This window comes from Novosphingobium bradum (genome assembly GCF_042646485.1).
In the GTDB taxonomy this organism is placed as follows: Bacteria; Pseudomonadota; Alphaproteobacteria; order Sphingomonadales; family Sphingomonadaceae; genus Novosphingobium; species Novosphingobium bradum.
Genome location: NZ_JBHRTQ010000002.1, coordinates 20,451 through 45,897 on the forward strand (window position 1 = coordinate 20,451; position 25,447 = coordinate 45,897).

Annotated in this window: 23 protein-coding genes; 14 read left to right on the forward strand and 9 right to left on the reverse strand. The window is 69.0% G+C overall.

Annotated features, from left to right (window positions below; all coding sequences use genetic code 11):
- Window positions 1-7 precede the first annotated feature (7 nt).
- Window positions 8-655: a methyltransferase family protein gene (locus ACFOD9_RS01245; protein WP_379508266.1), complete on the reverse strand. Its 648-nt coding sequence runs from the start codon at window positions 653-655 to the stop codon at window positions 8-10.
- Between the two features lie 394 nt (window positions 656-1,049).
- Between ACFOD9_RS01245 and rplJ the strand changes: the two genes are divergently transcribed.
- Window positions 1,050-1,562: a 50S ribosomal protein L10 gene (rplJ, locus tag ACFOD9_RS01250; RefSeq protein WP_379508267.1), complete on the forward strand. Its 513-nt coding sequence runs from the start codon at window positions 1,050-1,052 to the stop codon at window positions 1,560-1,562.
- A gap of 68 nt (window positions 1,563-1,630) precedes the next feature.
- Window positions 1,631-2,002 carry a 50S ribosomal protein L7/L12 gene (gene rplL, locus ACFOD9_RS01255; RefSeq protein ID WP_379508268.1) on the forward strand — a complete coding sequence of 124 codons (372 nt, stop codon included), beginning with the start codon at window positions 1,631-1,633 and terminating at the stop codon, window positions 2,000-2,002.
- 65 nt (window positions 2,003-2,067) lie between these two features.
- Here the strand turns inward: rplL and ACFOD9_RS01260 are convergent, their stop codons facing one another.
- Window positions 2,068-2,592, reverse strand: a complete 525-nt coding sequence (locus ACFOD9_RS01260) for a c-type cytochrome (protein WP_379508269.1) — start codon at window positions 2,590-2,592, stop codon at window positions 2,068-2,070.
- Between the two features lie 144 nt (window positions 2,593-2,736).
- On the opposite strand from ACFOD9_RS01260, the gene ACFOD9_RS01265 reads away from it, so the two are divergent.
- The 5 genes from ACFOD9_RS01265 (at window position 2,737) to ACFOD9_RS01285 (ending at window position 8,107) form a co-directional block, all read left to right on the forward strand.
- Entirely contained in the window at window positions 2,737-4,116 is a 1,380-nt protein-coding gene (locus tag ACFOD9_RS01265; RefSeq protein ID WP_379508270.1) for an MATE family efflux transporter, read from the forward strand.
- Between the two features lie 140 nt (window positions 4,117-4,256).
- A complete protein-coding gene (gene groES / locus ACFOD9_RS01270) occupies window positions 4,257-4,544 on the forward strand; it encodes a co-chaperone GroES (RefSeq protein WP_379508271.1) in 288 nt (95 codons plus the stop codon).
- A gap of 49 nt (window positions 4,545-4,593) precedes the next feature.
- On the forward strand, window positions 4,594-6,231 hold the full coding sequence (gene groL, locus ACFOD9_RS01275; RefSeq protein WP_379508272.1) for a chaperonin GroEL: 1,638 nt from the start codon (window positions 4,594-4,596) through the stop codon (window positions 6,229-6,231).
- Between the two features lie 172 nt (window positions 6,232-6,403).
- The gene (locus ACFOD9_RS01280; protein WP_379508273.1) at window positions 6,404-7,492 is read left to right on the forward strand and encodes a serine hydrolase; all 1,089 of its coding nucleotides are present in this window, start codon (window positions 6,404-6,406) and stop codon (window positions 7,490-7,492) included.
- 93 nt (window positions 7,493-7,585) lie between these two features.
- A complete protein-coding gene (locus tag ACFOD9_RS01285; RefSeq protein WP_379508274.1) occupies window positions 7,586-8,107 on the forward strand; it encodes a group III truncated hemoglobin in 522 nt (173 codons plus the stop codon).
- A 10-nt stretch (window positions 8,108-8,117) separates the two neighbouring features.
- Here ACFOD9_RS01285 and ACFOD9_RS01290 read toward each other — a convergent pair whose 3' ends face one another.
- Both ACFOD9_RS01290 and ACFOD9_RS01295 read right to left on the reverse strand, forming a co-directional pair.
- Window positions 8,118-8,444, reverse strand: a complete 327-nt coding sequence (locus ACFOD9_RS01290) for a hypothetical protein (RefSeq protein ID WP_379508275.1) — start codon at window positions 8,442-8,444, stop codon at window positions 8,118-8,120.
- A 283-nt stretch (window positions 8,445-8,727) separates the two neighbouring features.
- Window positions 8,728-8,919 carry a hypothetical protein gene (locus ACFOD9_RS01295; RefSeq protein WP_379508276.1) on the reverse strand — a complete coding sequence of 64 codons (192 nt, stop codon included), beginning with the start codon at window positions 8,917-8,919 and terminating at the stop codon, window positions 8,728-8,730.
- Between the two features lie 378 nt (window positions 8,920-9,297).
- Between ACFOD9_RS01295 and polA the strand changes: the two genes are divergently transcribed.
- The 3 genes from polA to ACFOD9_RS01310 all read left to right on the forward strand — a co-directional run bounded on the left by polA (window position 9,298) and on the right by ACFOD9_RS01310 (window position 14,640).
- Window positions 9,298-12,168 carry a DNA polymerase I gene (gene polA / locus ACFOD9_RS01300; protein WP_379508277.1) on the forward strand — a complete coding sequence of 957 codons (2,871 nt, stop codon included), beginning with the start codon at window positions 9,298-9,300 and terminating at the stop codon, window positions 12,166-12,168.
- Window positions 12,169-12,230: 62 nt separating this feature from the next.
- Window positions 12,231-13,544 (forward strand): CHASE3 domain-containing protein, encoded by a 1,314-nt coding sequence (locus ACFOD9_RS01305; protein WP_379508278.1) that lies wholly within the window; start codon window positions 12,231-12,233, stop codon window positions 13,542-13,544.
- A 46-nt stretch (window positions 13,545-13,590) separates the two neighbouring features.
- The gene (locus ACFOD9_RS01310; RefSeq protein WP_379508279.1) at window positions 13,591-14,640 is read left to right on the forward strand and encodes a mechanosensitive ion channel family protein; all 1,050 of its coding nucleotides are present in this window, start codon (window positions 13,591-13,593) and stop codon (window positions 14,638-14,640) included.
- 12 nt (window positions 14,641-14,652) lie between these two features.
- Here ACFOD9_RS01310 and ACFOD9_RS01315 read toward each other — a convergent pair whose 3' ends face one another.
- The 3 genes from ACFOD9_RS01315 to ACFOD9_RS01325 all read right to left on the reverse strand — a co-directional run bounded on the left by ACFOD9_RS01315 (window position 14,653) and on the right by ACFOD9_RS01325 (window position 19,362).
- Window positions 14,653-15,663, reverse strand: a complete 1,011-nt coding sequence (locus ACFOD9_RS01315; protein WP_379508280.1) for an acyltransferase family protein — start codon at window positions 15,661-15,663, stop codon at window positions 14,653-14,655.
- A gap of 118 nt (window positions 15,664-15,781) precedes the next feature.
- Window positions 15,782-18,091, reverse strand: coding sequence for a CDC48 family AAA ATPase (locus ACFOD9_RS01320; protein WP_379508281.1), 2,310 nt, complete (start codon window positions 18,089-18,091; stop codon window positions 15,782-15,784).
- 491 nt (window positions 18,092-18,582) lie between these two features.
- Window positions 18,583-19,362 carry a universal stress protein gene (locus tag ACFOD9_RS01325; protein WP_379508282.1) on the reverse strand — a complete coding sequence of 260 codons (780 nt, stop codon included), beginning with the start codon at window positions 19,360-19,362 and terminating at the stop codon, window positions 18,583-18,585.
- A gap of 240 nt (window positions 19,363-19,602) precedes the next feature.
- Here ACFOD9_RS01325 and ACFOD9_RS01330 point away from each other — a divergent pair, with 240 nt between their 5' ends.
- The 4 genes from ACFOD9_RS01330 to ACFOD9_RS01345 all read left to right on the forward strand — a co-directional run bounded on the left by ACFOD9_RS01330 (window position 19,603) and on the right by ACFOD9_RS01345 (window position 22,410).
- Window positions 19,603-20,310 (forward strand): CoA transferase subunit A, encoded by a 708-nt coding sequence (locus ACFOD9_RS01330; protein ID WP_379508283.1) that lies wholly within the window; start codon window positions 19,603-19,605, stop codon window positions 20,308-20,310.
- Window positions 20,310-20,960: a CoA transferase subunit B gene (locus ACFOD9_RS01335; RefSeq protein WP_379508284.1), complete on the forward strand. Its 651-nt coding sequence runs from the start codon at window positions 20,310-20,312 to the stop codon at window positions 20,958-20,960. Before ACFOD9_RS01330 ends, ACFOD9_RS01335 begins: the two co-directional genes overlap by 1 nt.
- A gap of 112 nt (window positions 20,961-21,072) precedes the next feature.
- Window positions 21,073-21,618, forward strand: a complete 546-nt coding sequence (locus ACFOD9_RS01340; RefSeq protein ID WP_379508285.1) for a glutathione peroxidase — start codon at window positions 21,073-21,075, stop codon at window positions 21,616-21,618.
- Between the two features lie 99 nt (window positions 21,619-21,717).
- Window positions 21,718-22,410 carry a ferritin-like domain-containing protein gene (locus tag ACFOD9_RS01345; protein WP_379508286.1) on the forward strand — a complete coding sequence of 231 codons (693 nt, stop codon included), beginning with the start codon at window positions 21,718-21,720 and terminating at the stop codon, window positions 22,408-22,410.
- A gap of 43 nt (window positions 22,411-22,453) precedes the next feature.
- Here the strand turns inward: ACFOD9_RS01345 and metK are convergent, their stop codons facing one another.
- Window positions 22,454-23,704: a methionine adenosyltransferase gene (gene metK / locus ACFOD9_RS01350; protein ID WP_379508287.1), complete on the reverse strand. Its 1,251-nt coding sequence runs from the start codon at window positions 23,702-23,704 to the stop codon at window positions 22,454-22,456.
- Between the two features lie 60 nt (window positions 23,705-23,764).
- Complete coding sequence (gene lnt / locus ACFOD9_RS01355) at window positions 23,765-25,366, reverse strand: apolipoprotein N-acyltransferase (RefSeq protein WP_379508288.1); 1,602 nt, start codon at window positions 25,364-25,366, stop codon at window positions 23,765-23,767.
- Between the last annotated feature and the right edge of the window lie 81 nt (window positions 25,367-25,447).

The window sequence follows — 25,447 nt, forward strand, 5'->3', positions numbered from 1 at the left end:
GCGCGGCTCAGAACAGGCCCGGCACCAGCCGCCAGCGCACCCTCGCCATGTAGGCGGCATATTCGGCATCGCGCGAAAGCAGGCGCTCCTCGGCCAGGATCCGCAGGATCTGCGCCCACCAGCCGATGGCATAGATCACCACGTTGATCGGGCTGAACATCAGGATCAGCACGCCAAGGTGCACGAACAGGTAGCCCGCATACATTGGATGGCGAACGAAGCGGTAAGGACCGGTCAGCTTGATCCCGCGGTTGGCCGGCGCCACGCCGAACGAGCGACGCAGGATCAGCTTGGCCCAGGCCTGGACCAGGTTGCCGCCGATCGCCAGGAACACGCCCAGCGGCGCCAGGGCGGGAACCAGCGTCACCCCCGGGATGATCAGCAGGCCGGCGCAGGTCGCGGTGATCGCCAGCAGCCAGTCGCCCAGTTCCATGGAAAGCTTGTCGGTCGGCCGCCGGATCAGGGTGAAGATCGCCACCGCCGTCTCCGACAGCAGCAGCAGCGGGGCATAGGGATTGCCGGAAATTTCAACCCGCTGGACGAGGAAGATCCACAGGACGACAATCGCCACCTGCTCGATCCTGTCCATCACCCGCGGGCGGCACCAGAACGGCAGGGCGGCCACGGTCTCGATCGGCTTGGCACTCGCGGTCATCAGGTCCCCCACAGGTAGAACTGCGGAGGTGCCAGAACAGGGTTAAGGAAGGCCTAAGGAGGGCTGGCGGACGACGCCAGCCTCGCAAAACCTTGACTTCCCGCCCCCGCCCGCTAAAGGCCCGGGCCGACCGACCGGATTCGTCCGGCCTGTCATCCGTCCGAGACAGTTGGTGCAAGGGGTCTGCCCTTGCTTAATCTCCAGCCTAGACGGGGAAAAGAGATTCCAGTGCCCACGCCCGGCCCGCCGGTTTCGTGGTGCGTTTGCGCCCTTCCTCCCAGAGCAAGGCCGCTGCTCCTTCCCCCCTCAACGGACTCGCCCCGGCCGCCCAGGCTGCCGGGACAACGTAGCCGGTCGCCTGCTCGTCAGGCGATCATATGTGAAGGAGTAAGGCATGGATCGTTCGCAGAAAGCCGAATCGGTCGCATCGCTGAACGCGACTTTCGCAGAGGTCGGCGTGGTGGTGATCACCCGCAACCTCGGCATGACGGTGGCCCAGTCCACCGCCCTGCGCGGAAAGATTCGGGACGCGGGCGCGACCTACAAGGTTGCGAAGAACAGTCTTGCCAAGCTTGCCGCCAAGGACACGGCCTACGAAGGGATCAGCGATCTCTTCACCGGCCCGACCGCGATCGCCGCTTCGGTGGATCCGGTTGCCGCCGCCAAGGCCGTGGCCGAATTCGCCAAGACCACCGACAAGATCGAGATCGTCGGTGGCTCGCTGGGTTCGGTTGTCCTCAATGCCGATGGGATCAAGGCTCTCGCCACGATGCCGTCGCTGGACGAAATGCGCGCCAAGCTCATCGGTCTCGTCCAGGCCCCGGCCACGAAGATCGCCCAGCTTTCCACCGCTCCGGCGGCCAAGCTGGCCCGCGTCTTCCAGGCCTACGCCGACAAGGCCGCCTAAGACTGTTCGTAACGAATTCCCGGGCAGGGTTTCCCCTTGTCCGGCCCATCTATCAGGAGTGAAGCATCATGGCCGACATCGCCAAGCTTGTTGAAGAACTTTCGAAGCTGACCGTCCTCGAGGCGGCTGACCTTGCCAAGGCCCTCGAAGAAGCCTGGGGCGTTTCCGCCGCTGCCGCCGTTGCCGTGGCTGCCGCCCCGGCCGCCGCTGCCGAGGCTGCTGAAGAGCAGACCGAATTCGACGTCATCCTGACCGGCGACGGCGGGAAGAAGATCCAGGTCATCAAGGAAGTCCGCGCGATCACCAACCTCGGTCTGACCGAAGCCAAGACCCTCGTGGAATCGGCTCCGAAGGCGATCAAGGAAGCCGTCTCGAAGGCCGAGGCCGAAGAGATCAAGAAGAAGATCGAGGAAGCCGGCGGCACCGTCGACATCAAGTAATCTTCTTCGGGCTCACGCTCGAAAAGCAGGAAGGGCGGCTCCTCGCGGGGCCGCCCTTTCTCGTATCACTTGAGCGTCTTGAGCCAGGCGATCAGTTCGGCCCGCTTGGCCGGATCGCTCTGCCCCGCATAGGTCATCCGCGTGCCCGGAACCAGTCGCATCGGCCCCGCCAGCCACTTGTCGAGCGTGGCATCGTCCCAGGTCAGCCCCGAGGCCTTGAGCGCCGGGCTGAAGGCATAGCCGGCAATCTCGCCCGCCTTCGTCCCATAGACCCCGGCCAGGCTCGGCCCGATCCCGTGCTTGCCCGGCACCGGCGAATGGCACGCCGCACACTGGGCGAAAGCGGCCGGCGCGCCGGCCAGAGCGGATGCCGCGCCTGTATCCGCCGGCACCTGGCCCGCCGCGCCATTCGCGCCCGGTCCGGCCCCAGACCCGGCCCCAGACCCGGCCCCGGTCCCGACCTCGCCCCCGGCCGGCTGTTCGCCACTTCCGGCCTGCTCGCCACTACCGCAGCCCGCCAGGGCCAGGGCCAGGGCCAAAGCCAGGGCCGGGCCGGCCATGATCCCGGTCCGCAAGAATGTTCCTGCCATCGCCAAACCTCGTTCGTTGTCGCGGCCGCGCCGGCGCGGTCCGCTTCGCGCTCCCGACATTCCGCCAATCGCCCGCCCGGGGCAAGGTTCCGCAGGATCGGCCCCTTTCCCCGGCCGCGCCCACCGCCTAAGCCAGCCCGGTCCATGCCGGTTCCGCCCGCCCCCTCGCCCTTCCGCCGCGAACTGGCCACCACCCTGCGCCTGGCCGTGCCGCTGGTCGCGGCCAACCTGCTGCAGATGCTGGTCTATGCGATCGACGTGGTCTTCGTGGCCCGGCTCGGCAGCGCGGCCCTGGCGGCGGCCAGCCTTGCCACCAGCCTGTTCGGCCTCGTCACCTGGTGCCTGCTCGGCCTGACCGGCGCCTGTGCCCCGCTGATCGCCGCCCAGCTCGGCCGCCGTGCCCATGCGGTGCGCGAGATCCGCCGCTCGGCGCGAATGGCCCTGTGGCTCGCCCTGGCCAGCGCCCTGCCGGCCATGGCCCTGTTCGCCTGGGGCGAGCAGGTGCTGCTGCTCCTGGGCCAGAACCCCGACCTCGCCCGGCGCGCGGGCCAGTTCCTCGCCATCCTCGTCTGGGCGACGATCCCCAACCTGATGGCCGGCGTCCTGCGGACCGTCGTGGCCACGCTGGGCCGTCCGGTCCTGGCCACGGCGATCACCGCCCTGGCGATCCTGGTCAACGCGCTGGGTAACTATGCCTTCATCCATGGCCGGCTCGGCGCGCCGGCGCTCGGGCTTGACGGTTCGGCCGTGTCCACGGTGATCACCGCCTGCGCGATGCTGGCCGCCTATGCCGCCGTGCTGCGGCTTGACCGGCGCCTGGCGCGCTATCGCCTGCTCGGCCGGCTGTGGCGCCCGGCATGGGACCACTTGGCAGCCCTGCTCCGCATCGGCATCCCGGTTGCCCTCATCATCCTGGCCGAGGGCGGGCTGTTCGCCGGCGCCGCCTTCCTGATGGGCCGGATCGGGGAGGCCGAACTGGCCGGCCATACCGTGGCACTCCAGGTCGCCTCGATCGCCTTCCAGGTGCCCTTCGGGCTTGGCCAGGCCGCCACGATCCGGGTCGGCTATCACTACGGCGCCGGCGACCGGGCCGCGATCGGCCGCGCCGGGCGGGCCGCGCTGGTCCTCGCCTTCGGCTACATGGCCCTGCCTGCCGCGGCGATGATCCTGGCGCCCGGCGCGGTGATCGGGCTTTATGTCGACCTGTCCGCCCCGCAGAACGCGGCGATGATCGGCTTTGCCCGGCAGTATATCGTGGTGGCCGCGGCCTTCCAGCTGTTCGACGGCGCCCAGGCCGTGCTCGCCGGCGCCCTGCGCGGCCTCCAGGACACCCGCATCCCGCTGCTGCTGGCGCTGGCCGGCTACTGGCTGTTCGGCTTTCTCACCGCGATCACCCTCGCCTTCCTCACCCCGCTGGCAGGCTTGGGCGTGTGGCTGGGCCTGGCCGTTTCGCTGGTGGTTGTCGCCGCCCTGCTCGGCCGGCGCTGGCGCCAGCGCGAACGGCTGGGCCTCGTCCCGGCCTGATCCCCGCGGCACGTCGTCGCAAATTTTTTGCCGCACCGCCGCCTTGACGGCAGGTGAACCCCCACCCATATGCGCGGCGCTGGCACTCCTGTGGTGCGAGTGCCAAAATTCACAATCCACCTTCCAGAGAGGTAATTCGCATGACTTTCCGTCCGCTGCACGACCGCGTGCTGGTCCGCCGCGTTGAGGCCGAGGAAAAGACCGCCGGCGGCATCATCATCCCCGACAGCGCCAAGGAAAAGCCCGCCGAGGGCGAGATCGTCGCCGTGGGCTCGGGCTCCAAGGCCGAAGACGGCAAGGTGACCCCGCTCGACGTCAAGGCCGGTGATCGCGTCCTGTTCGGCAAGTGGTCGGGCACCGAGGTCAAGGTCGATGGTGAAGACCTGCTGATCATGAAGGAAAGCGACATCCTCGGCATCATCGGCTGAGCGAAGTCCTCCTTTCTCTCCCTATCCAGACATCTGAAGGAAAAGCACAATGGCTGCCAAGGACGTACGCTTTTCGCGCGACGCGCGCGAACGCATCCTCAAGGGCGTGGACATCCTCGCCGACGCGGTGAAGGTCACCCTCGGCCCCAAGGGCCGCAATGTCGTGATCGACAAGAGCTTCGGCGCCCCGCGCATCACCAAGGACGGCGTCACCGTCGCCAAGGAAATCGAACTCAAGGACAAGTTCGAGAACATGGGCGCCCAGATGCTGCGCGAAGTGGCCTCCAAGGCCAACGACGCGGCCGGTGACGGCACCACCACCGCCACCGTTCTGGCCCAGGCGATCGTGCGCGAAGGCATGACCTCGGTCGCCGCCGGCATGAACCCGATGGACCTGAAGCGCGGCATCGACATCGCCGTGACCAAGGTCGTCGAGAACCTGAAGGCCCGTTCGACCCCGGTCGCCGGCACCTCCGAAATCGCCCAGGTCGGCATCATCTCGGCCAATGGCGACACCGAAGTCGGCCAGAAGATTGCGGAAGCGATGGAGAAGGTCGGCAAGGAAGGCGTGATCACCGTTGAAGAGGCCAAGGGCCTCGAATTCGAGCTCGATGTCGTCGAAGGTATGCAGTTCGACCGCGGCTACCTGTCGCCCTACTTCGTGACCAACCCCGAGAAGATGGTCGCCGAGCTGGAAAACCCCTACATCCTCATCCACGAGAAGAAGCTCTCGTCGCTCCAGGCGATGCTGCCGATCCTCGAGGCCGTGGTGCAGTCGGGCCGTCCGCTCCTGATCATCGCCGAGGACATCGAGGGTGAGGCGCTCGCCACGCTCGTCGTCAACAAGCTGCGTGGCGGCCTGAAGATCGCCGCCGTCAAGGCGCCGGGCTTCGGTGATCGTCGCAAGGCCATGCTGGGCGACATCGCCACGCTGACCGCCGGCGAGATGATCTCGGAAGACCTCGGCATCAAGCTCGAGAACGTCACCCTCGGGATGCTTGGCCAGGCCAAGAAGATCACCATCGACAAGGACAACACCACCATCGTCGACGGTGCCGGTTCGGCTGACGAGATCAAGGCCCGGGTCGAGCAGATTCGCGCCCAGATCGAAGTCACCACCTCCGAGTATGACCGCGAGAAGCTCCAGGAGCGCCTCGCCAAGCTCGCTGGCGGCGTGGCCGTGATCAAGGTCGGCGGCGCCACCGAGGTCGAGGTGAAGGAGCGCAAGGATCGCGTCGACGACGCCCTCCACGCCACCCGCGCCGCGGTCGAGGAAGGCATCGTCCCGGGCGGCGGCACTGCCCTGCTCTATGCCACCAAGGCTCTCGAAGGCCTCAAGGGCGCCAACGATGACCAGACCAAGGGCATCGACATCGTCCGTCGCGCCATCCAGGCTCCGATCCGCCAGATCGCCGCGAACGCCGGCCATGACGGCGCCGTGGTCTCGGGCAACCTGCTGCGCGAGAACGACGAGAACCAGGGCTTCAACGCCGCGACCGACACCTACGAGAACCTGAAGGCGGCCGGCGTCATCGACCCGACCAAGGTCGTTCGCACCGCCCTCCAGGATGCGGCCTCGGTGGCCGGCCTGCTGATCACGACGGAAGCCGCGATCGCCGAGCGCCCCGAAGACAAGCCCGCCATGCCGCCCATGCCGGGTGGCGGCATGGGCGACATGGGCTTCTAAGGCCCAAGCGCTCAACCACGAACAAGGCGGGCCGGAGAAGCAATTCTCCGGCCCGTTTTGCATGGCGCGGCGCGCCCGGGCCGCCCCAGCCATCGCCCTGTCGCACGAATGTTGTATACACTCCCCTGAATAGTTTAGAGAAATGCAAGGGTATCGGGTGTAGGGTCTCTTCATGATGGCAGGAATCAAGTCTGGTTTTGGCCGAGTATTGGCCGTCGCCGCGCTGTTTGCCGGCGTGGCCATGCCGCTTGCTGCCGAAGCCAGCAGCCTTGAAGCCCAGTTCGACAGCGTGCTTGGCGCTGCCCCGCGCGCACCGCAGCCGGTATCGCGCGCGGCCGTGTCGGCCACCCGCTTCGATGCGGCGCGCGCCCAGGTCGCCACCAGGCCGGCGCCGGCAATTTCCCGGATGGCCTCGGGCGATGCGCTGGCCGTCCAGCTCGCCTCGCTGGCCACCAATTCGCAGGGGCGCATCGGCGTGGCCGCGCTTGATCTCGCCACCGGCCGCGCGGTCGGTGTGCTCGGCGACCAGCCCTTCCCGATGGCCTCCACCAGCAAGATCGCGATCGTCGCCACCTTCCTCGCCGGGGTCGACCAGGGCCGCTGGGGCCTGGACAATCGCTACCCGCTGATGGTGCCGCTGCCCTCGGCCAAGTTTTCCAGCGCGGTCGCCCCGGTTCGCCCCGGCGCGGAACTGACCGCGCTCGATCTGATCGAACGCGCCATCACCCGCAGCGACAATCACGCGACCGACGCCCTGCTCGCCGTGGTCGGCGGCCCCCAGGCTGTCACCCGCTGGGTCCACCAGAACACCGGCCTCACCGAGTTCCGGCTTGATCGCGACATCGCCACCCTCGTGCGCGACGATGGGGCGGTGAACCCGGCCTATACCGTGGACAAGCGCGACAGCATCACGCCTATCGCCATGACCCGCCTGCTGGCCGGCATCTACCAGGGCCAGTGGCTCAGCCCGGCGAGCCGCGACGTCCTGCTCGGCGCGATGAGCCGCTGCCTCACCGGCCGCAGCCGGATGAAGGCGCTCCTCCCCGAAGGCGCGGCGATCGGCCACAAGACCGGGACCCTGTTCAACACCGCCAGCGACGTGGGCTTCATCGAAACGCCCGATGGCCGCAAGCTGGCCGTGGCGATCTACGTCACCGGCCAGGGCGGCAAGCCCGAGCGCAATTCGCGCATCGCGCTGCTCGCCCGCACCATCTACGACGGCTACCGCGCCGACGGCACCCGCCAGTCCGCCCTGCGCTAAGCGCAGAATCCGCCCCACGAGTGGGGAGAGGGACCGCGCGAAGCGTGGTGGAGGGGGCTTGCGGCGCACCATCACAAGCGCCATCTCCCCGCCATGACCGATCCCGCCAGTCCCGCACCGCTCCGCAAACAGGGCCACCCCCGCGCCGTGGCTGCGCGCGCGAGGCGCCGCGCCGAGGCCGAAGCGGCGGGCGTGGATGCCGCCTTCATTTCCGACCTGGTCGAAGGCTTCTACGGCCGCATCCGCGCAGATGCCGTGCTGGGTCCGATCTTTGCCCGCCACATCGTTGACTGGGCGCCGCACCTAGACCGGATGAAGGCCTTCTGGCGTTCGATCCTGCACAACTCGGCCGAATTCTCGGGCAACCCGATGCAGCGCCACGCCGCGCTCCACGCCGCCGGCAGCCCGCTGGGGGAAGCCGAATTCGCCCGCTGGCTCGGTCTGTTCTACGCCACCTGCGATGACCTTGCAGCAAGCCGCGGGCTTGATCCGGCCGCCGCGCGGCAGGTGAGCGAACGGGCACGGATGATCGCCGACAGCCTGCTCACCGGCATCGCCACGCGCGAACACGGCCTCGCCGCGGCCCGCGCCGGCGATGGGCTGCCTCGACCGTGACGGGAGCGCGTTAGCGTTCCCGGGCGTGTTCGCCGGCTTCCGCCGATGCCGCCTTGCCCATCTGGTTCGCCCGGCTGGCGGCGCTGTCGGCGGCATCCGAAGCCCTCGCGCCGCCTGCCTTGAGCGTGCGGGCGGCATCGTCGGCCGCTTCGGACGCCTTGGCGCCCAGATCCTTGGCCGCGCCGGCAATCGCATCGCCGGCCTTGGCGGCATTGGTCGCCGTGTCGGAGGCGGCGGCATCGACGGCGTTCCTGCTGGCATCCTCAGTGTTCTTCGAGCATCCGGCCGTGGTGAGGGTGATCGCGGCGAAGGCGAGAATCAGGATCGGCTTGGGCATGGGGTTGGCTCCCGCAGGGCAAAGGATCGCCCCACCAATGCCGCTTGCCCCACCCGGTTCCCCCGGCCAGTTCTCCCGGCCGGTTCCCGCGGCCAGTTCCCGCGGCCAGTTCCCCCGCCTGGTTCATCCGGTCCTGGTCACTCGGTCCGGCGCCGCCGCTTCAAGTTCGGCGGCTCGATTCCCCCGCCGGGCCAATGCCACCGCCGCGCCTGCCGGGGGCAAAAGAAAAGGGCGCGCGAGCCGTGCTCGCGCGCCCTTTCCGAAACTTGCCGTAAAGGCAAGATTACATCTTGGCGGCTTCGGTCGAAGCTTCCGTGGCAGCTTCCGTAGCAGCTTCGGTGCCAGCGTCGGCCGGAGCGGCTTCGGTGGCTTCGGCAGCGGTTTCGGTGGCTTCCGGAGCGGCTTCTTCACCCTTGCAGGCCGAGAGAGCGAACACGCCAGCGGCGGCAGCAGCAGCCAGAACGATCTTGCGCATGAAACTAATCCTTGATCAGCGAGTGGACCACGCCCGGCCCCGCCCGCTCAACCGGCCATGAACTGGCCTGATCAGCATATGCGAAAACCGTGCGGAAAGCCTACCGCGACAGTAGACTTCGCACGTCAAATATCCGCGACTGCCCGGCGATGCAAGCGCTACTCGCTCCGCCGATGGTCGAATCACGCCAATCGGGCGCTTTTCCACCATGTTGCCCACCAGTTAGCGACCAATTGTGGCAAGCAGATGGCGAAGGAAAGGCCGGCCTGCCCCTTTCCCGGCCCCATTCCCGGCCCCGATCCCGGTCCCATGCGCGCTCCGGCAGGCGGCGCGCTTGCGGCACTGGCGCGCGGGCCGCAGGCTGCTAGGAAGGCGCACATGGACGCCAAGCAGCATCTCTACCTCGTCGACGGTTCGGCCTATATCTTCCGCGCCTATCACCGCCTGCCGCCGCTGACCAACCCCGCCGGAACCCCGGTCGGCGCGGTCTATGGCTATACGACGATGCTGTGGAAACTGGCCCAGGATCTCCACGAGGCCGATGGCCCCACCCACCTCGCGGTCATCCTCGACAAGGCCGGGACCTCGTTCCGCAACGCCATGTACGACCAGTACAAGGCCAACCGCCCGCCCGCGCCCGAGGACCTCGTCCCCCAGTTCCCGCTGATCCGCGATGCCACCCGCGCCTTTTCGCTGGCCTGCATCGAGGAACCCGACCTGGAGGCCGACGATGTCATCGCCTCCTACGCCCGCGCCGCCGCGCGGGCCGGCTGGGACGTGACGATCGTCTCCTCCGACAAGGATCTGATGCAACTGGTCGGCCGGTGCAACGACCCTGCAAGCGGGGTGCAAGGCGGCCGTATCGATATGCTGGACACGATGAAGAACCAGCGCATCGACATTCCCGAGGTGGTCGAGAAATTCGGCGTCGGCCCGGAGCTGGTCGGCGATGTCCTGGCGCTGATGGGCGATTCGGTCGACAACGTGCCCGGCATCCGCGGCATCGGTCCCAAGACCGCGACCAGGCTGATCCAGGAGCACGGCAGCCTCGAGGGCACGCTGGCCGCGGCGCCGGCGATGAAGCCCGGCAAGCTGCGCGAGAGCCTGATCGAGCAGGCCGAGATGGCCCGCCTGTCGCGCCGGCTGGTGGCGCTCAAGGAGGATTGCCCGCTGCCGGTGGCGCTGGAGGACTTCCGGCTGGGCGTGATCCCGCGCGATCCACTTGCTGCCTTCCTTGCCGAACATGGCTTCACATCGTTGCTCCGGCGGCTCGATGGCGGGCAGGCCGCGCCGGGGCCGAAGACCCAGCTCCATCCGGGCAAGCCGCAGACCGCTGGCGCACCCGCCGCGCCGGCCGGGGCGCAGCGCGAACGGCCGACCTTTCCGGCGGTGGACCTGGCCGCCTACGAATGCGTGCAGAGCGCCGAGCGGCTGGCCCACTGGATCGAGCGCGCCCTTGCCGCGCGGCTGGTGGCGGTGGATACCGAGACCAGCCACCTCGATGCGATGCGGGCCGAGCTGGTCGGCATCAGCCTGGCGCTTGGACCCAACGATGCCTGCTACATTCCGCTCGGCCACGGCGGGGCGGATATGTTCTCGGAGCGGCCCCCGCAGGTGGACAAGGCCGCAGCCCTGCGCCTGCTGAAGCCGCTGCTGGAAAGCGATGCGGTGCTCAAGGTCGGCCAGAACATCAAGTACGACCTCACCGTGCTGGCCCGCGCCGGAGCGGCGGTGGGCGGCATCGCGGTCGCTCCGATCGACGATACGATGATCCTCTCGTTCGATCTCGATGCTGGCCGGAGCGAGGACGGGATCGGTGGCGGACACGGGATGGACGAGCTGGCCATGCGCCACCTTGGCCACACCACGATACCGTTCAAGGAGGTTTGCGGCACCGGCAAGAAGGCGATCCCCTTCTCCGAAGTCCCGCTTGACCGCGCCACGCACTATGCGGCCGAAGATGCCGACGTGACCTGGCGCCTCCACAAGGTGCTCAAGCCCCGCCTGGCCGAGGAAGCCGCCACCCGCATCTACGAGCGGGTCGATCGCCCGCTGATCCCGGTGGTGGAACGGATGGAGCGCCACGGCATCAAGGTCGATCGGGAGCGGCTGGCCCGCCTCTCGGGCGAGTTCGCCGAGGCGATCCGCGCGCTGGAGGGCGAGATCCATGGCCTGGCCGGCCAGGAGTTCACCATCGGCAGCCCCAAGCAGCTGGGCGAGATCCTGTTCGACAAGCTGGGCTACAAGGGCGGGCGCAAGGGCAAGTCGGGCCAGTATTCCACCGACCAGGCGATCCTCGAAGGGCTGGCCGGCCAGGGCGCCCAGGTGGCCGGCAAGGTGCTGGACTGGCGCCAGCTCGCCAAGCTCAAGTCCACCTATACCGATGCCCTGCAGGCCGCGATCCACCCCGAGACCGGCCGGGTCCACACCAGCTACAGCCTGGTCGGCGCGCAGACCGGGCGGCTTTCCTCCACCGATCCCAACCTGCAGAACATCCCGATCCGCACCGAGATCGGCCGCCAGATCCGCGAGGCCTTCGTGGCCGAGCCGGGCAATGTCCTGCTGGCGGCGGACTACAGCCAGATCGAACTGCGGCTCGCCGCCCACATGGCCGACGTGCCCGAACTGAAGGAGGCCTTCGCCGCCGGCGAGGACATCCACGCCCGCACCGCCCGCGAGATGTTCGGCCTGGTTGACCGCGACACCCGCGCCCGCGCGAAGACCATCAACTTCGCCATCCTCTACGGCATCAGCCGCTGGGGGCTGGCCGGGCGGCTGGGCGTGAGTTCCGACGAGGCCCAGGCCATGATCGACCGCTATTTCGAGCGGTTCCCCGGCATCCGCCGCTATATCCACGCCACGCTGGAAGGCGTGCGCGAGCGCGGTTTTTCCGAAACCCTGTTCGGCCGCAAGACCTGGTTCCCCCGGATCGGCGCCAGCAATCCCAACGAGCGCGCCGGCTCCGAACGCGCCGCGATCAACGCCCCGATCCAGGGCACCTGCGCCGATATCATCAAGCGTGCGATGGTCCGCATGATGCCCGCGCTGACCGATGCCGGCCTTGGCCACGTGCGAATGCTGCTCCAGGTCCACGACGAACTGGTGTTCGAGCTGCCGGAAAGCGATGCGGCCGCCGCCGCCCCGGTGATCGAGCGGGTCATGGCGGAAGCCGCGCTGCCTTCCGTGAAGCTCGACGTGCCGCTCGGCATCGAGATCGGGACGGGGCCGAACTGGGGCGCGGCGCACTGATCGGGCGCCAGCTGCGGCCAAATGCGTTGGACAGCCAGGGACTTGTCCGTAATCTGCCTCCCATGGACGGCATCGATCAGGTTGCGCCCGGGCGGCACCGCGGCCCGCGCCTGCCCACCCTGCTGCTGCTCGGCTTCGTCGCCGCGGCCCTGATCGGCGCGGTCGCGCTGATGTGGCAGACGGTGGCGGCCGAACGCTCGCAGCGCGCCCAGGCGGCGCGCACCAATGCCGTGCTGGTCGCCGTGCGCGACATCATGCGGACCGCGACCAATGGCGAAACCGGCCAGCGCGGCTACCTGATCACGCTCGACCGGCGCTACCTTGGCCCCTATGTCGCCGCCCGCGCCCGCTATCGCCCCGAGCTCCAGCGCCTGCGCGCGCTGATCGGCACCGACCTTTCCCCCCGCCAGCGCGAGCTGCTGGACCAGATCGAGACCCTCGACGAGGCCCGCTTCGCCGAACTGTCCGAAACGGTGGCCCTGATCGCGGGGGGCGACCTGCTTGAAGCCCGCCGCCGGGTGCTGACCGACGAAGGGCAGGACGTGATGGAGCGCCTGCGCCGCGCGGTGGGCGAGCTGGAAGAGCTGGAGTTCGCCTCGCTGCGCCATTCCAGCCAGCGCGCGGAAGCAGCCGAGGCGCGGCTGGTGCCCCTGCTGGTCGGCCTGCTGGCGATGATCCTGCTGGTGCTGGGCCTGGGCCTGACCCAGGTCATCCGTGCCGCCGATGCCGAGGCCCGGGCGCAGGGCGCCGCCGAACTGGGCCGCGCCCGCGACCGGGCGGACCTGCTGGCCCACGAGCTCAACCACCGGGTCAAGAACCTCTTCGCGGTGGTGCTGGCCATCGTGAAGATGAGCGCGCGCGACGCGCCCGAGGCCCGCCCCGTGATCACCAGGATCACCGAGCGCATCCACGCCCTGCTCACCGCCCATGAGGTTACCCAGGGAACCTCGGCCCATCGCAGCGCCAACCTGGTTGACCTGGTGGAAACGGCGCTGCGCCCCTACCGGTCGGACGAGAACCGCGCGATCATCGACGGCCCGCGGGTCGACCTGCCCGAAACCGCCGTGGTCCCGCTGGGCCTGATGCTCCACGAATTGACCACCAACGCGGTCAAATATGGCGCCTGGTCCCGCCCCGATGGAACCCTGGTGGTGCGCTGGGAGCGCGTCGACGGGCGGCTGCGGCTTGACTGGGTGGAGCAATGCCCCCCGCCTGAAGGCCCGTCGCCCGATGGGCCATCGCCGGCCGAACCCGGCCACCGCGGCTTCGGCGCCGCGCTGATCGACGGCTCGGCCCGCCAGCTTGGCGGAACCATCGAACGCCGCTTCACCCCCGGCGGAATTGCCGTGCGGATCGACCTACCGCTGGCCGAGTGAGCCTCGGCGATTGCCCTTGCCCCTCCCTGCCCCTAACCAGAGCGCCATGTCGCTGCCCCATGCCCCCGGCCTCGGCCAGTTCCTCCTCGGCGATCTCCCGCGCGCGCTGATCGCCGGCGGCATCGCCATCGCGGTGGCCCTGGCGATCCATTTCGCCCTGTTCCGCGCACTGGTCCGGCTGGCGCGGATGTCGCACCTTGAATCCGATGCCATCGTGGTGGAACGCCTGCGCGGGCCGTTCCGCTGGGCCTTGCTGGCGCTGGCGATCGAACTGGCCGGCGAAAGCTCGGCGCTGGTGGCGCGGGTCTGGGGCGCGGTCGACCGGTTCCTGATCCCGGCCCTCCTGGGATGGATCGCGCTGCGGCTGGTGCGCGCCTATGCTCTGGCGGTCGACAGCCGGGCGCGGCTGGAGGAGGATACCCTCGCCGCGCGCAGCCGCCGCACCCGCATCGCCATCCTCTCGCGCTCGGCCCGCTTCGTGATCGTGTTCATCACCGTGGCGCTGATGCTGCTGTCGATCCCGGGGGTCCGCAATGTTGGCGTGACGCTGATCACCTCGGCGGGCCTTGCCGCCCTCGCGGTGGGCGCGGCGGCCCAGCCGGCGCTCAAATCGCTGATCGCGGGCATCCAGATGGCGCTGACCGAGCCGATCCGGATCGACGACCACGTGGTGATCGATGGCGAGGCCGGCCGGGTGGAGGACATCCGCATGACCTACGTGGTAATACGGACCGGCGACCAGCGCCGCCTGATCGTGCCCACCGCCCGCTTCCTTGATACCACCTTCCAGAACTGGACGCGGGTGGGCGGCGGGATCACCGGATCGGTGCTGCTGCCGGTTGCCCCCGGCACGGCGATCGCGCCGATCCGCGCCGCCTATGAAGGCATCCTCGGCCATCGCCCGGAATGGGACAAGCGTTCGGGCGCGCTCCAGGTTTCGGCCTCGTGGATCGACCGGATCGAGTTGAAGCTGGTGATGAGCGCGGCCGACCCCGCCGCGCTCGCCACCCTGCAACTCGCCGTGCGCGAGGAAATGCTGGAATGGCTGCGGGTGGAGATGCCGGAGGCGGTGCGGCCACCCGCCGCGGCCGAGTAGAGCCTGCTCCGCCTAGGTGGACGCAGCGCCAGCCGGCAGGCGCGCGCGCAGCCATCGCCGGGCCGGTTCGTCGATCGTCCGGTCAACCAGCGCCGCCCACACTAGAAGCGCCACGACCAGCGCCAGCGTGGTCGGCAATGGCCCCAGCCCGAGCACGCCATCGTGCACGCCCTGCCACTTCAGCAGCGGCACGTGGATGCAGTAGAGCGGGTAGGAAATCCGGCCAAGCAGGTCATGAAGGCGCGGGGCACGCGGCTCAAGCGTGGCGCCGGCCAGCACCAGCAGCGGAAAGGCGACGAGGACCGCGAGGATATCCCCTGTCGCCGTATTCCCGGGATAGAGCAGCGCGCCCCCCAGGACGACAAGGGGCAGAAGATCGGCCCCGCGCCCCCGGATGCGCGCCAGCGGCGTGCGGGCCAGAACGACGCCGATCAGGAAGGCGGTGAAGGCCCGCGCGAAGCCCCAGCCAAAGGTACTCCAGCCCGCGCCGAGATCGGCCGTGCCGTGCGCCGCGATCCCCCAGGCCAGCCATGCCGCCCCGCCAATCGCCAGCAGGGCAAGCTGCGCCCGCGACAGGCGCACAAGGCCGGCCGCATAGATGAGGTTGACCGCCAGCTCGAAAAACAGCGACCAGTAGGCGCCATCGAGCGGAAACAGCAGCCAGCTTGCCGGATCGCGGCCCAGCGGCGGGGAAGGCAGGAAGGCGAGGTTGGGCAGGCTCAGCAGCAGGTCCCCCGCCAGCCGCGGATTCGGCGCTGCGGCCAGCGAGGCGAGGACCGAGAGGAGCGACAGCGCCAAGCCCAGCAGGAAGGCCGGATAGAGCCGGATCAGGCGCAACTGCAGGAAGCGGGGCAGACCCAACCCGCCGTCCAGCCGCGCGCGATAGGTGCGATCGATCACGAACCCGCTGAGCAGGAAGAACAGGTCAACCGCCAGGTAGCCGCTTGCCAGGATGGGCTTGCCCCCCGGCGCGGCATGGTACAGCACCACCGCAATGGCCGCGACGCCCCGGATTCCATCCAACGTGTGGTATCGCCCTGCGTCCTGCCCCATGCCCGCGCCTTCCCTTGCCCTGGCATGACCCTAGGGCCGCCGTGGCCGGGCGCAAGCCGGGACGGCGCCGGAGCAGGAGCGCGCCGGCTCAGCCGTGTTTCTTCTCCCGCGTGGGCTGGACCATGCCGGGGGAGAGGAAGCCGACCGGGGCGATCTGGGCGGCGCGGCGCTTCAGTTCGCCTTTCATCCGGCCATATTCCTCTTCCATCTCGGCGGTGACCGTGGCGCGGCTGTCGGCCAGCGCCTCGGCAAAGTCGGCGGCGGTGACCGTGCCGACCTCGCGGCCCATGCGGCGGATCGCGGTGAGGCCGGCGCGGCGGACCACGTCTTCCAGGTCTGCGCCGGTGAACCGGTCGGTCTCGCGGGCGACAGCCTTCAGGTCGACGTCGGCGGCGAGCGGCATCCGGGCGGTGTGGATCCTCAGGATATGCTCGCGCCCGGCCTCGTCCGGGGTGCCGACATAGACCAGTTCATCGAACCGGCCCGGGCGCAGCAGCGCCGGATCGACCAGGGTGGGCCGGTTGGTCGCCCCGATCACCACCACGCTCTGCAGTTCCTCCAGACCGTCCATTTCCGCCAGGATGGTGTTGACCACCCGCGCGGTGACCGCCGGTTCGCCCATGCCGGCGCCGCGCGCGGGAACCAGGCTGTCGATCTCGTCGATGAACACCACGCAGGGCGCCACCTGGCGGGCGCGGGCGAACAGCCGGCTGATCTGCTGCTCGCTCTCGCCATACCACTTGGAGAGAAGGTCGGACGACTTGATCGAGATGAAGTTGGCCTCGGCCTCCTTGGCCACCGCCTTGGCGAGCAGGGTCTTGCCGGTGCCGGGTGGGCCATAGAGCAGGAAGCCCTTGGCCGGGCGGATGCCAAGGCGATGAAAGGCCTCGGGATTCCTGAGCGGCAGTTCCACGCCCTCGCGCAGGCGCTCCTGCGCCTCGCCAAGGCCGCCGACATCGCTCCAGCCGATGTTCGGCACCTGGACCATCACCTCGCGCATGGCGCTGGGCTGGACGCGCTTGAGCGCTTCGAGGAAATCGTCGCGAGTCACGCACAGGGTATCCAGCACGTCCTGCGGGATGGTCTGCGCCTCGAGATCGAGCTGGGGCATGATCCGCCGCACCGCCTCGATCGCCGCCTCGCGGGCAAGCGCGGCGAGATCGGCGCCGACGAAGCCGTGGGTGGTGCGCGCCAGTTCATCCAGGTCGACCCCGGCGGCCAGCGGCATCCCGCGGGTGTGGATGCCCAGGATCTCGCGGCGCCCGCTCTCGTCCGGCACGCCGATGACGATCTCGCGGTCGAACCGGCCGGGCCGGCGCAGCGCCTCGTCGATCGCATCGGGCCGGTTGGTGGCCGCGATCACCACGATGTTCGAGCCGGAATGCAGCCCGTCCATCAGGGTGAGCAACTGGGCGACCAGCCGCTTTTCCGCCTCGCCGTGGACCTGTCCGCGCTTGGGCGCGATCGAATCGATCTCGTCGATGAACACGATCGACGGGCTTTCGCGCGCGGCCTCCTCGAACACGTCGCGCAAGGCCTTCTCGCTCTCGCCATAAGCCGAGCCCATGATCTCGGGGCCGTTGATGGTGAAGAAGCTGGCCTCGCTCTCATTGGCCACGGCACGGGCGAGGCGGGTCTTGCCGGTGCCCGGCGGGCCATGGAGCAGCACGCCCTTGGGCGGATCGACGCCAAGTCGGGTGAACAGCTCGGGATAGCGCAGCGGCAGTTCCACCATCTCCCGCAGCTGGCGGATAGTATCGCCCATCCCGCCAACGTCGTCATAATTGACATCGGCCCGGGCGGTGCGCGGCTCCTCGAACTCCTCGCGCAGCTCAACCTCGGTGGCCTCGTCGATGTGGACGATGCCCTTGGGCACGGTGCTCACCACCGAGAGGCGGATTTGCGTGAGCGCATAGGCCGGGGCGTTGAACATCCGCGCGATCTGCGGCGGCATATCGCGCACCTGCTGCTGCCCGGCCGTGGCGACGAGATCACCGGCGAGCAAGGGCCGCTGGAAGAAGTTGCGCTTGAGCGCCTGGGCCGGGCCTTGCAGGCGCATATCCTTCTGGGCGGGAGCAAAGACCACGCGCTGCGCCGGGCGGCTTTCGGCCCGCCGGATGGTCACGTGCTCGCCCGAACCCACTTCGGCATTGGCGCGCTGGAGCCCGTCGAGCCGGATCACCTGAAGCCCTTCGTCCTCGGGATAGGCCAGCACGGCACGCGCCGCGGTGATCCGCTTGCCGGCGATCTCGATCACGTCGCCCTCGGTCACGCCGATCTCGGCCATGGCCGACTTCGGCAGGCGAGCAATGCCATGGCCGCTCTCCTCCTGCCGCGCCGCCGCCACCTGCAACCGGGCCGTGCGCTCCACGGCGCCCGCGGGTGCTGCCTCTGCCATGATCCGTGATCCCCTTTCCTGCGGACGGCCTCGCCCGCCTCACGCATCAGCTAGGAACGCGCCTGCCGGATTGCAAAGGGGCCGGAAGCGGAACGTGCGGGCCGGCGGTTCGATCCGCGCAGGGGAATGCGCCGGAACAGCCGCGCGAACGCGGCCTGGAACGGGGCCGGGAACAGGAGGCAAAAAAAGGGCCCGGTCGTTGCCGACCGGGCCTTGGAAGTTTTGGGAGAGGATGCCTGAAAGGCCCGTCCCTTATGTTGGTGACTCGGGTTTTGTGCAAGTGCGAAATGCGTGGCGCTAATTGCAAAATATGCAATCATAGGCAAAAATGGCGCAAATCCGCGCAAATACAGGAGCTTCCGGCAAGGTCGACCGATCCACCAAGCCACGCCCGGTCCATGCAGTGTGCACTGCAAAATCTAGCTGCCCTGCATATCAACCAGCGAATCATCCGCAACAAGGCCCGCATGGGGCCACGCGAGAGAGCCGGATCAGTGGGCGAGCAGCAGCGCCGGCCCGGCGGGTTCATCGAGGAAGAACCGCGTCACCCCGCCGAACAGGAACTCGCGCAGTCGGCTGTGGCGGAAGGCGCCCATCACCAGCAATTGCGGCTGGAGCAGGCCCAGTTCGCGCGCGATCGTTTCCTGCACCGCGCCGACCCGCTCCACCACCTTCAGCTCGGCCTTGATCCCGTGGCGCGAAAGATAGGCAACCGCATCGGTGGCGGGGAAATCGGCGGATGCGTTTTCCACGGTGATCACGCTCACCTCGGCATCGCCCAGCAGCGACACGGCCGAACGCAGCGCCGTGGCCGCCTCGACGCTGCCATCCCAGGCCACGGCCACGCGCGTCAGCGGGAAGGTGAGCGTTTCCTCGGCGTTGACCGCCAGGACCGGGCAGCGCACCGCCAGCGGCAGGTCGCTCGCCAGCGCCTCGCGCCGGGCGACCACCACCAGGTCGGCCAGCCGGGCGGAATCGGCCAGGGCATCGATCGGATCGCGTTCGGCCCGCACGACGTCGCAGCGCACGTCGCCGCGGGCCAAGTGGCTGTCGATCTCGCGGGCGAAAGCATCGTCGCCGGCGATGGCATCCTTGAGCGCGTCGGTGGCGACGAAGCCACCGCCCAGCCCGTCCACCGCGACATAGCGACTGACCGGCGTATCAACCAGCAAGGTCAGGTGCCCCCGGGTCATCCGTGCCAGCGACAGGGCGGTATCGATCCTGGCCCGTCCGGCGGGACCGGCTTCGGCGTGAACCAGTATGGAGCGCATCGGCCTTACTCCCAATCGTGGTGATCATGCTCTTTGCGGCTGGAGGCGCAATTTAGCCATGATCTGAATCAATTGCACTTTAATTCCGGCCAGTTGCCCCCGCCCGCCCGGCCCCCGCTCAGCCCCCGGCCCGCCTTTGTGCGCCCGCAAACAAGTTGCGTGACAGATCATGCTGCACTGCATTAAAAAGCATTCCTGTCCGCCCCCGGTTGCCCGGGCCGCGGAATCTGGAGGGTTCACGTGAACAAGGTCTACCCCGATGCCCGCGCCGCGCTTGATGGCCTGCTGCGCGATGGGATGCTGATCGCCAGCGGCGGCTTCGGCCTTTGCGGCATTCCCGAACGCCTGCTCGATGCCCTGCGCGATTCCGGGGTGAAAGACCTGACCTTCGCCTCCAACAATGCCGGGATCGACAACGAAGGCATCGGCAAGCTCCTGCGGACCCGCCAGGTAAAGAAGATGATCGCCTCCTACGTGGGCGAGAACAAGGAGTTCGAGCGCCAGTACCTTGCCGGCGAACTGGAGGTCGAGTTCTGCCCCCAGGGCACGCTGGCCGAGCGGATGCGCGCGGGCGGCGCCGGCATCCCGGGCTTCTACACCAGGACCGGCGTCGGCACGCTGGTCGCCGAGGGCAAGGACGTGAAGAGCTTCGACGGGGAGGACTATATCCTCGAACGCGGGATCGTCGCCGACCTGGCGCTGGTGAAGGCGTGGAAGGCCGATACCACCGGCAACGTCGTCTTCCGCAAGACGGCGCGCAACTTCAACGTGCCGGTCGCCACCTGCGGCAAGGTCTGCGTGGTCGAGGTGGAGGAACTGGTCGAGCCCGGCGCGCTCGATGCCGATGCGATCCACCTGCCGGGCGTCTATGTGCAGCGCATCGTGGTGGGCAGCCCCTACGACAAGCGAATCGAATTCCGCACCGTGCGCGAAGGGGAGCCCGCCTGATGTCCGAACACTCAAAGGGCTGGACCCGCGACCAGATGGCCGCCCGCGCCGCGCAGGAACTGCGCGACGGCTACTATGTGAACCTGGGCATCGGCATCCCCACCCTGGTCGCCAACCACGTGCCCGCCGGGATCACGGTCACCCTCCAGTCGGAGAACGGGATGCTGGGCATCGGCCCCTTCCCGACCGAGGACGAGGTTGACGCCGACCTGATCAATGCCGGCAAGCAGACCATCAGCCAGTTGCCCCATTCGGCCTATTTCGACAGCGCGGCCTCCTTTGCCATGATCCGCGGCGGCAAGATCGATCTTACCGTGCTGGGCGCGATGGAAGTGGCCGAGAACGGCGACATCGCCAACTGGATGATCCCGGGCAAGATGATCAAGGGCATGGGCGGGGCGATGGACCTGGTTGCCGGGGTGAAGAAGATCATCGTGGTGATGGAGCACTGCGCCAGGGACGGGACGCCCAAGTTCATCCCCGCCTGCACCCTGCCGCTGACCGGCGTGGGCGTGGTCGACATGATCGTGACCGACATGGCCGTGTTCCAGCGAACCGACAAGGTCAGCCCCTTCCGCCTGATCGAATGCGCGCCGGGCGTGACCGCGGCGCTGGTTCGGGAAAAGACAACGGCGCACTACACGGAGTGAGCGGGCCGGCCCTGGTGGCGGCACGCTCGGCGCAACCATCGCCGACACGCCTTGCCACCCGCCGCGCGGCCCCACATAGTCCCGGGCAAACACACAGGCCCGGAGACCTTGCATGACCGACCTTGCCCAGATCCCGCTCAGCCGCATCGACGGCCGGCCGGACAGCCTCGCCGCCCATGCCGGCAAGGTCCTGCTGGTGGTCAACGTCGCCAGCAAATGCGGCCTCACCCCGCAATACGAAGGGCTGGAACGGCTTTACGAGGCCAACAAGGATCGCGGCCTCGAGGTGCTGGGTTTTCCGGCCAACGATTTCGGCGCGCAGGAGCCCGGCACCCACGACGAGATCGTGGAATTCTGCAAGCTCAACTATGGCGTGAGCTTCCCCCTGTTCGCCAAGGCCGATGTCACTGGCCCGGCCAAGCAGCCGCTCTATGCCGCACTCACCGCTGCCCGGCCCGGCAAGGTCGGCCCGGCGGCCGAATTTCGCGCCCAGCTCAAGGGCTATGGCATGACCCCGACCGAGGATCCCGAAGTGCTGTGGAACTTCGAGAAGTTCCTGATCGCGCGCGATGGCTCGGTGGTGGGCCGCTTCGCGCCGGGCGTCACGCCCGACGATCCGGCGCTGGTCGCCGCGATCGAGGCGGAATTGGCGCGCTAGACCACCGGAACCCCGCCCCGCCCTTGCCCGTTCTGTTCGCGTCGGTGCGCCTTCGTGCCGGCGCGGGGCTGCCGGGCCGCCATTTGCCAGGGGATTGCCGTGGCTGCATCGGGTGAAGCATCAGGAAGCACGGCCGGCGGAGCCTTGCGCGACCGCTATCTCGACGTGCTCGCCTCGGTCTATCTCTACAACGAGCATCGCGGCTATACCGCGCTCGACCGGGTGATCGCGGCGGTGCGGCGCTGTTGCCCGGACGAGCCGGACTTCCTCGCCGAAGTGCTTCGCCACCGCGCCGATGAGCACAAGCACTACCATATGTTCCGCCGCTGGTTCGAGCGGGCCGGGCGGATGCCGCTGGCGATGGACCGCCGCGTCGGCCACATCGACCGCTTCATCCTGCGCGTGTTCGGCTGCCCGATCGACGCGCTCGACACCGAAACGGTCGCCGCCAGTCCGGCCGAGTTCGAGAAGCTGTGCCGGGTGATCATGCTCACCGAGCAGCGCGGCTACCGCCAGGTGGAAATCCTGCTCCGCAACGGCTGGGTCCGTTCCGATCCGGTGATGACCCGCATCTTCGAGATCGTCCACCGCGACGAGCCGGGCCACTTCCTGCCCTACCGGCACTGGCTGGAGCGGCGCGGGCGGGCCACGGCGCGCTGGCGGGAAAAGTGGACCGACTTCTGGATCCACCGCGCCCTGCTCTTGGGCCGCATCCCCGCCCTGTTCCTCGATCCGGCCCTGCCCCGGCTGGACCGCTGGCCGCACGAGGCCGACGGAGAAGCTGCGGCCTAGCTCCCCCGCTCACCCCGAGCGTGTCGAAGGGTTTGGCCCCGGTTCAGGCCGAAGTCGCCGCCGGCGCCAGCGCCGCCTTGAGCGCGTCGGCAAGGTCGGTGCGCTCCCACGGGAACAGGTCGCCCTCGGCCTTGCGGCCGAAGTGGCCATAGGCCGCGGTGGTGCCGTAGATCGGCTTGTTCAGCCCCAGCCCCAGGCGGATACCCTTGGGGGTCAGCCCGCCAAGCCTGGCTTCCGCGACCCTGGCGATGGCCTGTTCGAGCACGGCATCGTCCACGGCCCCGGTCTCGTGGGTGTTCACGTAGAGCGAGAGCGGGCGGGCCACGCCGATCGCATAGGCGAGCTGGATCGTGCAGCGCGTGGCGAGGCCCGCGGCCACTACGTTCTTGGCCAGATAGCGCGCGACATAGGCCGCCGACCGGTCGACCTTGGTCGGGTCCTTGCCCGAGAACGCCCCGCCGCCGTGCGGCGCGGCGCCGCCGTAGGTATCGACGATGATCTTGCGCCCGGTCAGGCCCGCGTCGCCGTCCGGCCCGCCGATGACGAAGCTGCCAGTGGGATTGATGTGCCAGGCGGTGCGCCCGGTCACCCAGCCGGCCGGCAGGATTTCGCCAACCACCCGCTTCACGTAGGCGTGCAGCTCGGCCTCGCCGGCGCCGCTGTCATAGCCTTCCTTGTGCTGGGTCGAGACGACGATCGCGGTCGCCTCCACCGGCTTGCCGTTCACGTAGTGCAGCGTCACCTGGCTCTTGGCATCGGGTTCGAGGAAGGGCGCCGCCCCGCTCTTGCGATCGGCCGCGAGGCGTTCGAGGATCTTGTGGCTGTAGTCGAGCGTCGCCGGCATCAGGTCGGGGGTTTCGTCGCAGGCATAGCCGAACATGATGCCCTGGTCGCCCGCGCCCTCGTCCTTGTTGCCGCTCTCGTCCACGCCCTGCGCGATATGGGCCGACTGGCCGTGGAGGTGATTGGCGAATTCGAAGGTCTTCCAGTGGAAGCCGGCCTGCTCGTAGCCGATCCGCTTGACCACGCCGCGCACCACTTCCTCGATCTCGTCGCGCGCGCCGGGCGCCCAGCCGTGATGCTCGGGCCAGCGATCCTCGTCGAACACCGGCTTGCAGCGGATTTCGCCAGCCAGGACCACGCGCTGGGTGGTGGTCAGCGTCTCGCAGGCGACGCGCGCTTCCGCATCCTTGCCGAGGAACAGATCGACGATGGCATCGCTGATCTGGTCGGCAACCTTGTCGGGATGGCCTTCGGAGACGCTTTCGGAGGTGAACAGGTATTCGCTACGCATGGAGTGGATTCCGGCTTAAGGACGGGACTTCCGATATAAAGAAATCTTTATGTCACCCCTCTAGCGCCGCCGCTCGCGCAGCGCAAGCAGGGCCGCGATGGCCAGTAGCGCCGCCCAGCCCAGCGGCAGGGCATTGCCCGCCTTTGCGAACAGGGTCGGCGCATGGGCCGGCGGCACCAGTCCGTCGATCCGCCCGGCCACGGGGCGCGGCAGCGCCGCGCGCACCCGCCCATCGGCATCGATCACCGCGCTGATCCCGTTGGTCGTCGAGCGCAGCACCGGCAGCCCCTCCTCGATCGCCCGAAGCCGCGCCTGGGCGAGATGCTGGGGCGGCCCCCAGGCGCCGAACCAGCCATCGTTGGAGGGATTGAAGATATAGTCCGGCCGGTGCGCCCGATCGGCCACCTCGCCCGAGAACACGATCTCGTAACACACCTGGATGCCGGCCCGGCCCCACGGCCCCAGATCGAGCGTGCGCGGTCCGGGGCCGGGGAGGAAATCGATCGAGCCGGGCACCAGCCGCGATAGCCCCAGCGGGGTGAGCAGGGCGCGCATCGGCAGGTATTCGCCGTAAGGGACAAGGTGCGCCTTGGCATAGCCGGCGCGGATCGCCCCGCTCTCGTCCAGCGCGGTCACCACGTTGCGCGCGCCGACCACGCGGTTCCCCGCCCCCTGCTCGCCTGCCATGTCGAGATCCACCGCGCCGGTGAGCAGCATGGAACCCCGCCCGATCACCGCCCCGATCCGCCGCCGCGCCAGGACCGGACTGCCGGCGAAGGTGCTGCGTTCGTAGAACCAGGCCGGATAGCCATCGCGCAGGTAGTCCGGCACGCCCGATTCGGGCCAGAGCACCAGCCGGGGTCCGGGCGCGGGCGCGGAGGCCGGGGGGGCCATGGTCAGGCGGGCGGTGGTGGCGAACTGGGTCTCGAAATTGGCCGGATCGTCGATCAGCTCCTGCCGCACCCCCGGCTGAACCAGGGTAAGGCGCAAGTGGCCCGCCGGGGCAGGACCGCCCACCTGCGGCACCAGCATCAGCCCGGCCGGCAGGGCGAGCAGCAGGCCTGCCCGCATCCGCGCGGCCCGGCCTTCCCAGGCCAGCCACCACGCGCCGCCCAGCAGCGCCACCAGCCCCGAAAGGGCATAGGTGCCCAGCCAGGGCAGCAATTGCGCCAGCCCCGCCCGGTCGAACCCGCCCAGCGCGGCCACGCCCAGCGGATTCCAGGGAAAGCCGGTGAACAGCCAGCCGCGCAGCCATTCGCTCACGATCCAGGCCGCGGCGAAGGCCGCCACCAGGGCCGCCCCCCGCGCCCGCGCAAACCACGCCGCGCCCGCCGCCAGGGCCGGAAACAGCGCGAGGTAGAGCGAGAGCAGGAATACCGCGATCCAGCCCAGCCAGGCCGGCATATTGGCCTGGTAGGTGAAGGCCGTGGCGATCCAGTTGTCGCCCAGGCAGAAATGGCCCACGCCCCACAGCCAGCCGGCCAGCACGGCGCGCCATGGCCCGGGCGCCCGCGCGACCAGCCCGACCAGCACGGCGGTGCCGGCCAGGGTCAGCGGCCAGAGCATCAGCGGCCGGAACCCGCAGGCCGCCAGCGCGCCCGCCGCAAGGGCAAGGGCGGCCAGCGGCAGCAGGCGCGTGGAAAACAGGGGCGAGACAGTCATCGGCGCGCGCATCGCGGGCGGTGATGGCGGCTCGCCGCCCCCCGCGCAAGCCCATCGGCAGGGCGGCCGCCCCAAACGAAG

Excerpts from the sequence above, each read along its gene's own strand:
- rplL (WP_379508268.1), top strand. The coding sequence starts at position 1,631 with ATGGCCGACATCGCCAAGCTTGTTGAAGAACTTTCGAAGCTGACCGTC.
- ACFOD9_RS01305 (WP_379508278.1), top strand. The coding sequence starts at position 12,231 with ATGGACGGCATCGATCAGGTTGCGCCCGGGCGGCACCGCGGCCCGCGC.
- ACFOD9_RS01245 (WP_379508266.1), bottom strand. The coding sequence starts at position 655 with ATGACCGCGAGTGCCAAGCCGATCGAGACCGTGGCCGCCCTGCCGTTC.
- ACFOD9_RS01310 (WP_379508279.1), top strand. The coding sequence starts at position 13,591 with ATGTCGCTGCCCCATGCCCCCGGCCTCGGCCAGTTCCTCCTCGGCGAT.
- lnt (WP_379508288.1), bottom strand. The coding sequence starts at position 25,366 with ATGACTGTCTCGCCCCTGTTTTCCACGCGCCTGCTGCCGCTGGCCGCC.
- groL (WP_379508272.1), top strand. The coding sequence starts at position 4,594 with ATGGCTGCCAAGGACGTACGCTTTTCGCGCGACGCGCGCGAACGCATC.
- ACFOD9_RS01335 (WP_379508284.1), top strand. The coding sequence starts at position 20,310 with ATGTCCGAACACTCAAAGGGCTGGACCCGCGACCAGATGGCCGCCCGC.
- ACFOD9_RS01325 (WP_379508282.1), bottom strand. The coding sequence starts at position 19,362 with ATGCGCTCCATACTGGTTCACGCCGAAGCCGGTCCCGCCGGACGGGCC.
- groES (WP_379508271.1), top strand. The coding sequence starts at position 4,257 with ATGACTTTCCGTCCGCTGCACGACCGCGTGCTGGTCCGCCGCGTTGAG.
- ACFOD9_RS01295 (WP_379508276.1), bottom strand. The coding sequence starts at position 8,919 with ATGCGCAAGATCGTTCTGGCTGCTGCTGCCGCCGCTGGCGTGTTCGCT.
- polA (WP_379508277.1), top strand. The coding sequence starts at position 9,298 with ATGGACGCCAAGCAGCATCTCTACCTCGTCGACGGTTCGGCCTATATC.
- ACFOD9_RS01285 (WP_379508274.1), top strand. The coding sequence starts at position 7,586 with ATGACCGATCCCGCCAGTCCCGCACCGCTCCGCAAACAGGGCCACCCC.
- metK (WP_379508287.1), bottom strand. The coding sequence starts at position 23,704 with ATGCGTAGCGAATACCTGTTCACCTCCGAAAGCGTCTCCGAAGGCCAT.
- rplJ (WP_379508267.1), top strand. The coding sequence starts at position 1,050 with ATGGATCGTTCGCAGAAAGCCGAATCGGTCGCATCGCTGAACGCGACT.
- ACFOD9_RS01290 (WP_379508275.1), bottom strand. The coding sequence starts at position 8,444 with ATGCCCAAGCCGATCCTGATTCTCGCCTTCGCCGCGATCACCCTCACC.
- ACFOD9_RS01340 (WP_379508285.1), top strand. The coding sequence starts at position 21,073 with ATGACCGACCTTGCCCAGATCCCGCTCAGCCGCATCGACGGCCGGCCG.
- ACFOD9_RS01320 (WP_379508281.1), bottom strand. The coding sequence starts at position 18,091 with ATGGCAGAGGCAGCACCCGCGGGCGCCGTGGAGCGCACGGCCCGGTTG.
- ACFOD9_RS01260 (WP_379508269.1), bottom strand. The coding sequence starts at position 2,592 with ATGGCAGGAACATTCTTGCGGACCGGGATCATGGCCGGCCCGGCCCTG.
- ACFOD9_RS01265 (WP_379508270.1), top strand. The coding sequence starts at position 2,737 with ATGCCGGTTCCGCCCGCCCCCTCGCCCTTCCGCCGCGAACTGGCCACC.
- ACFOD9_RS01280 (WP_379508273.1), top strand. The coding sequence starts at position 6,404 with ATGATGGCAGGAATCAAGTCTGGTTTTGGCCGAGTATTGGCCGTCGCC.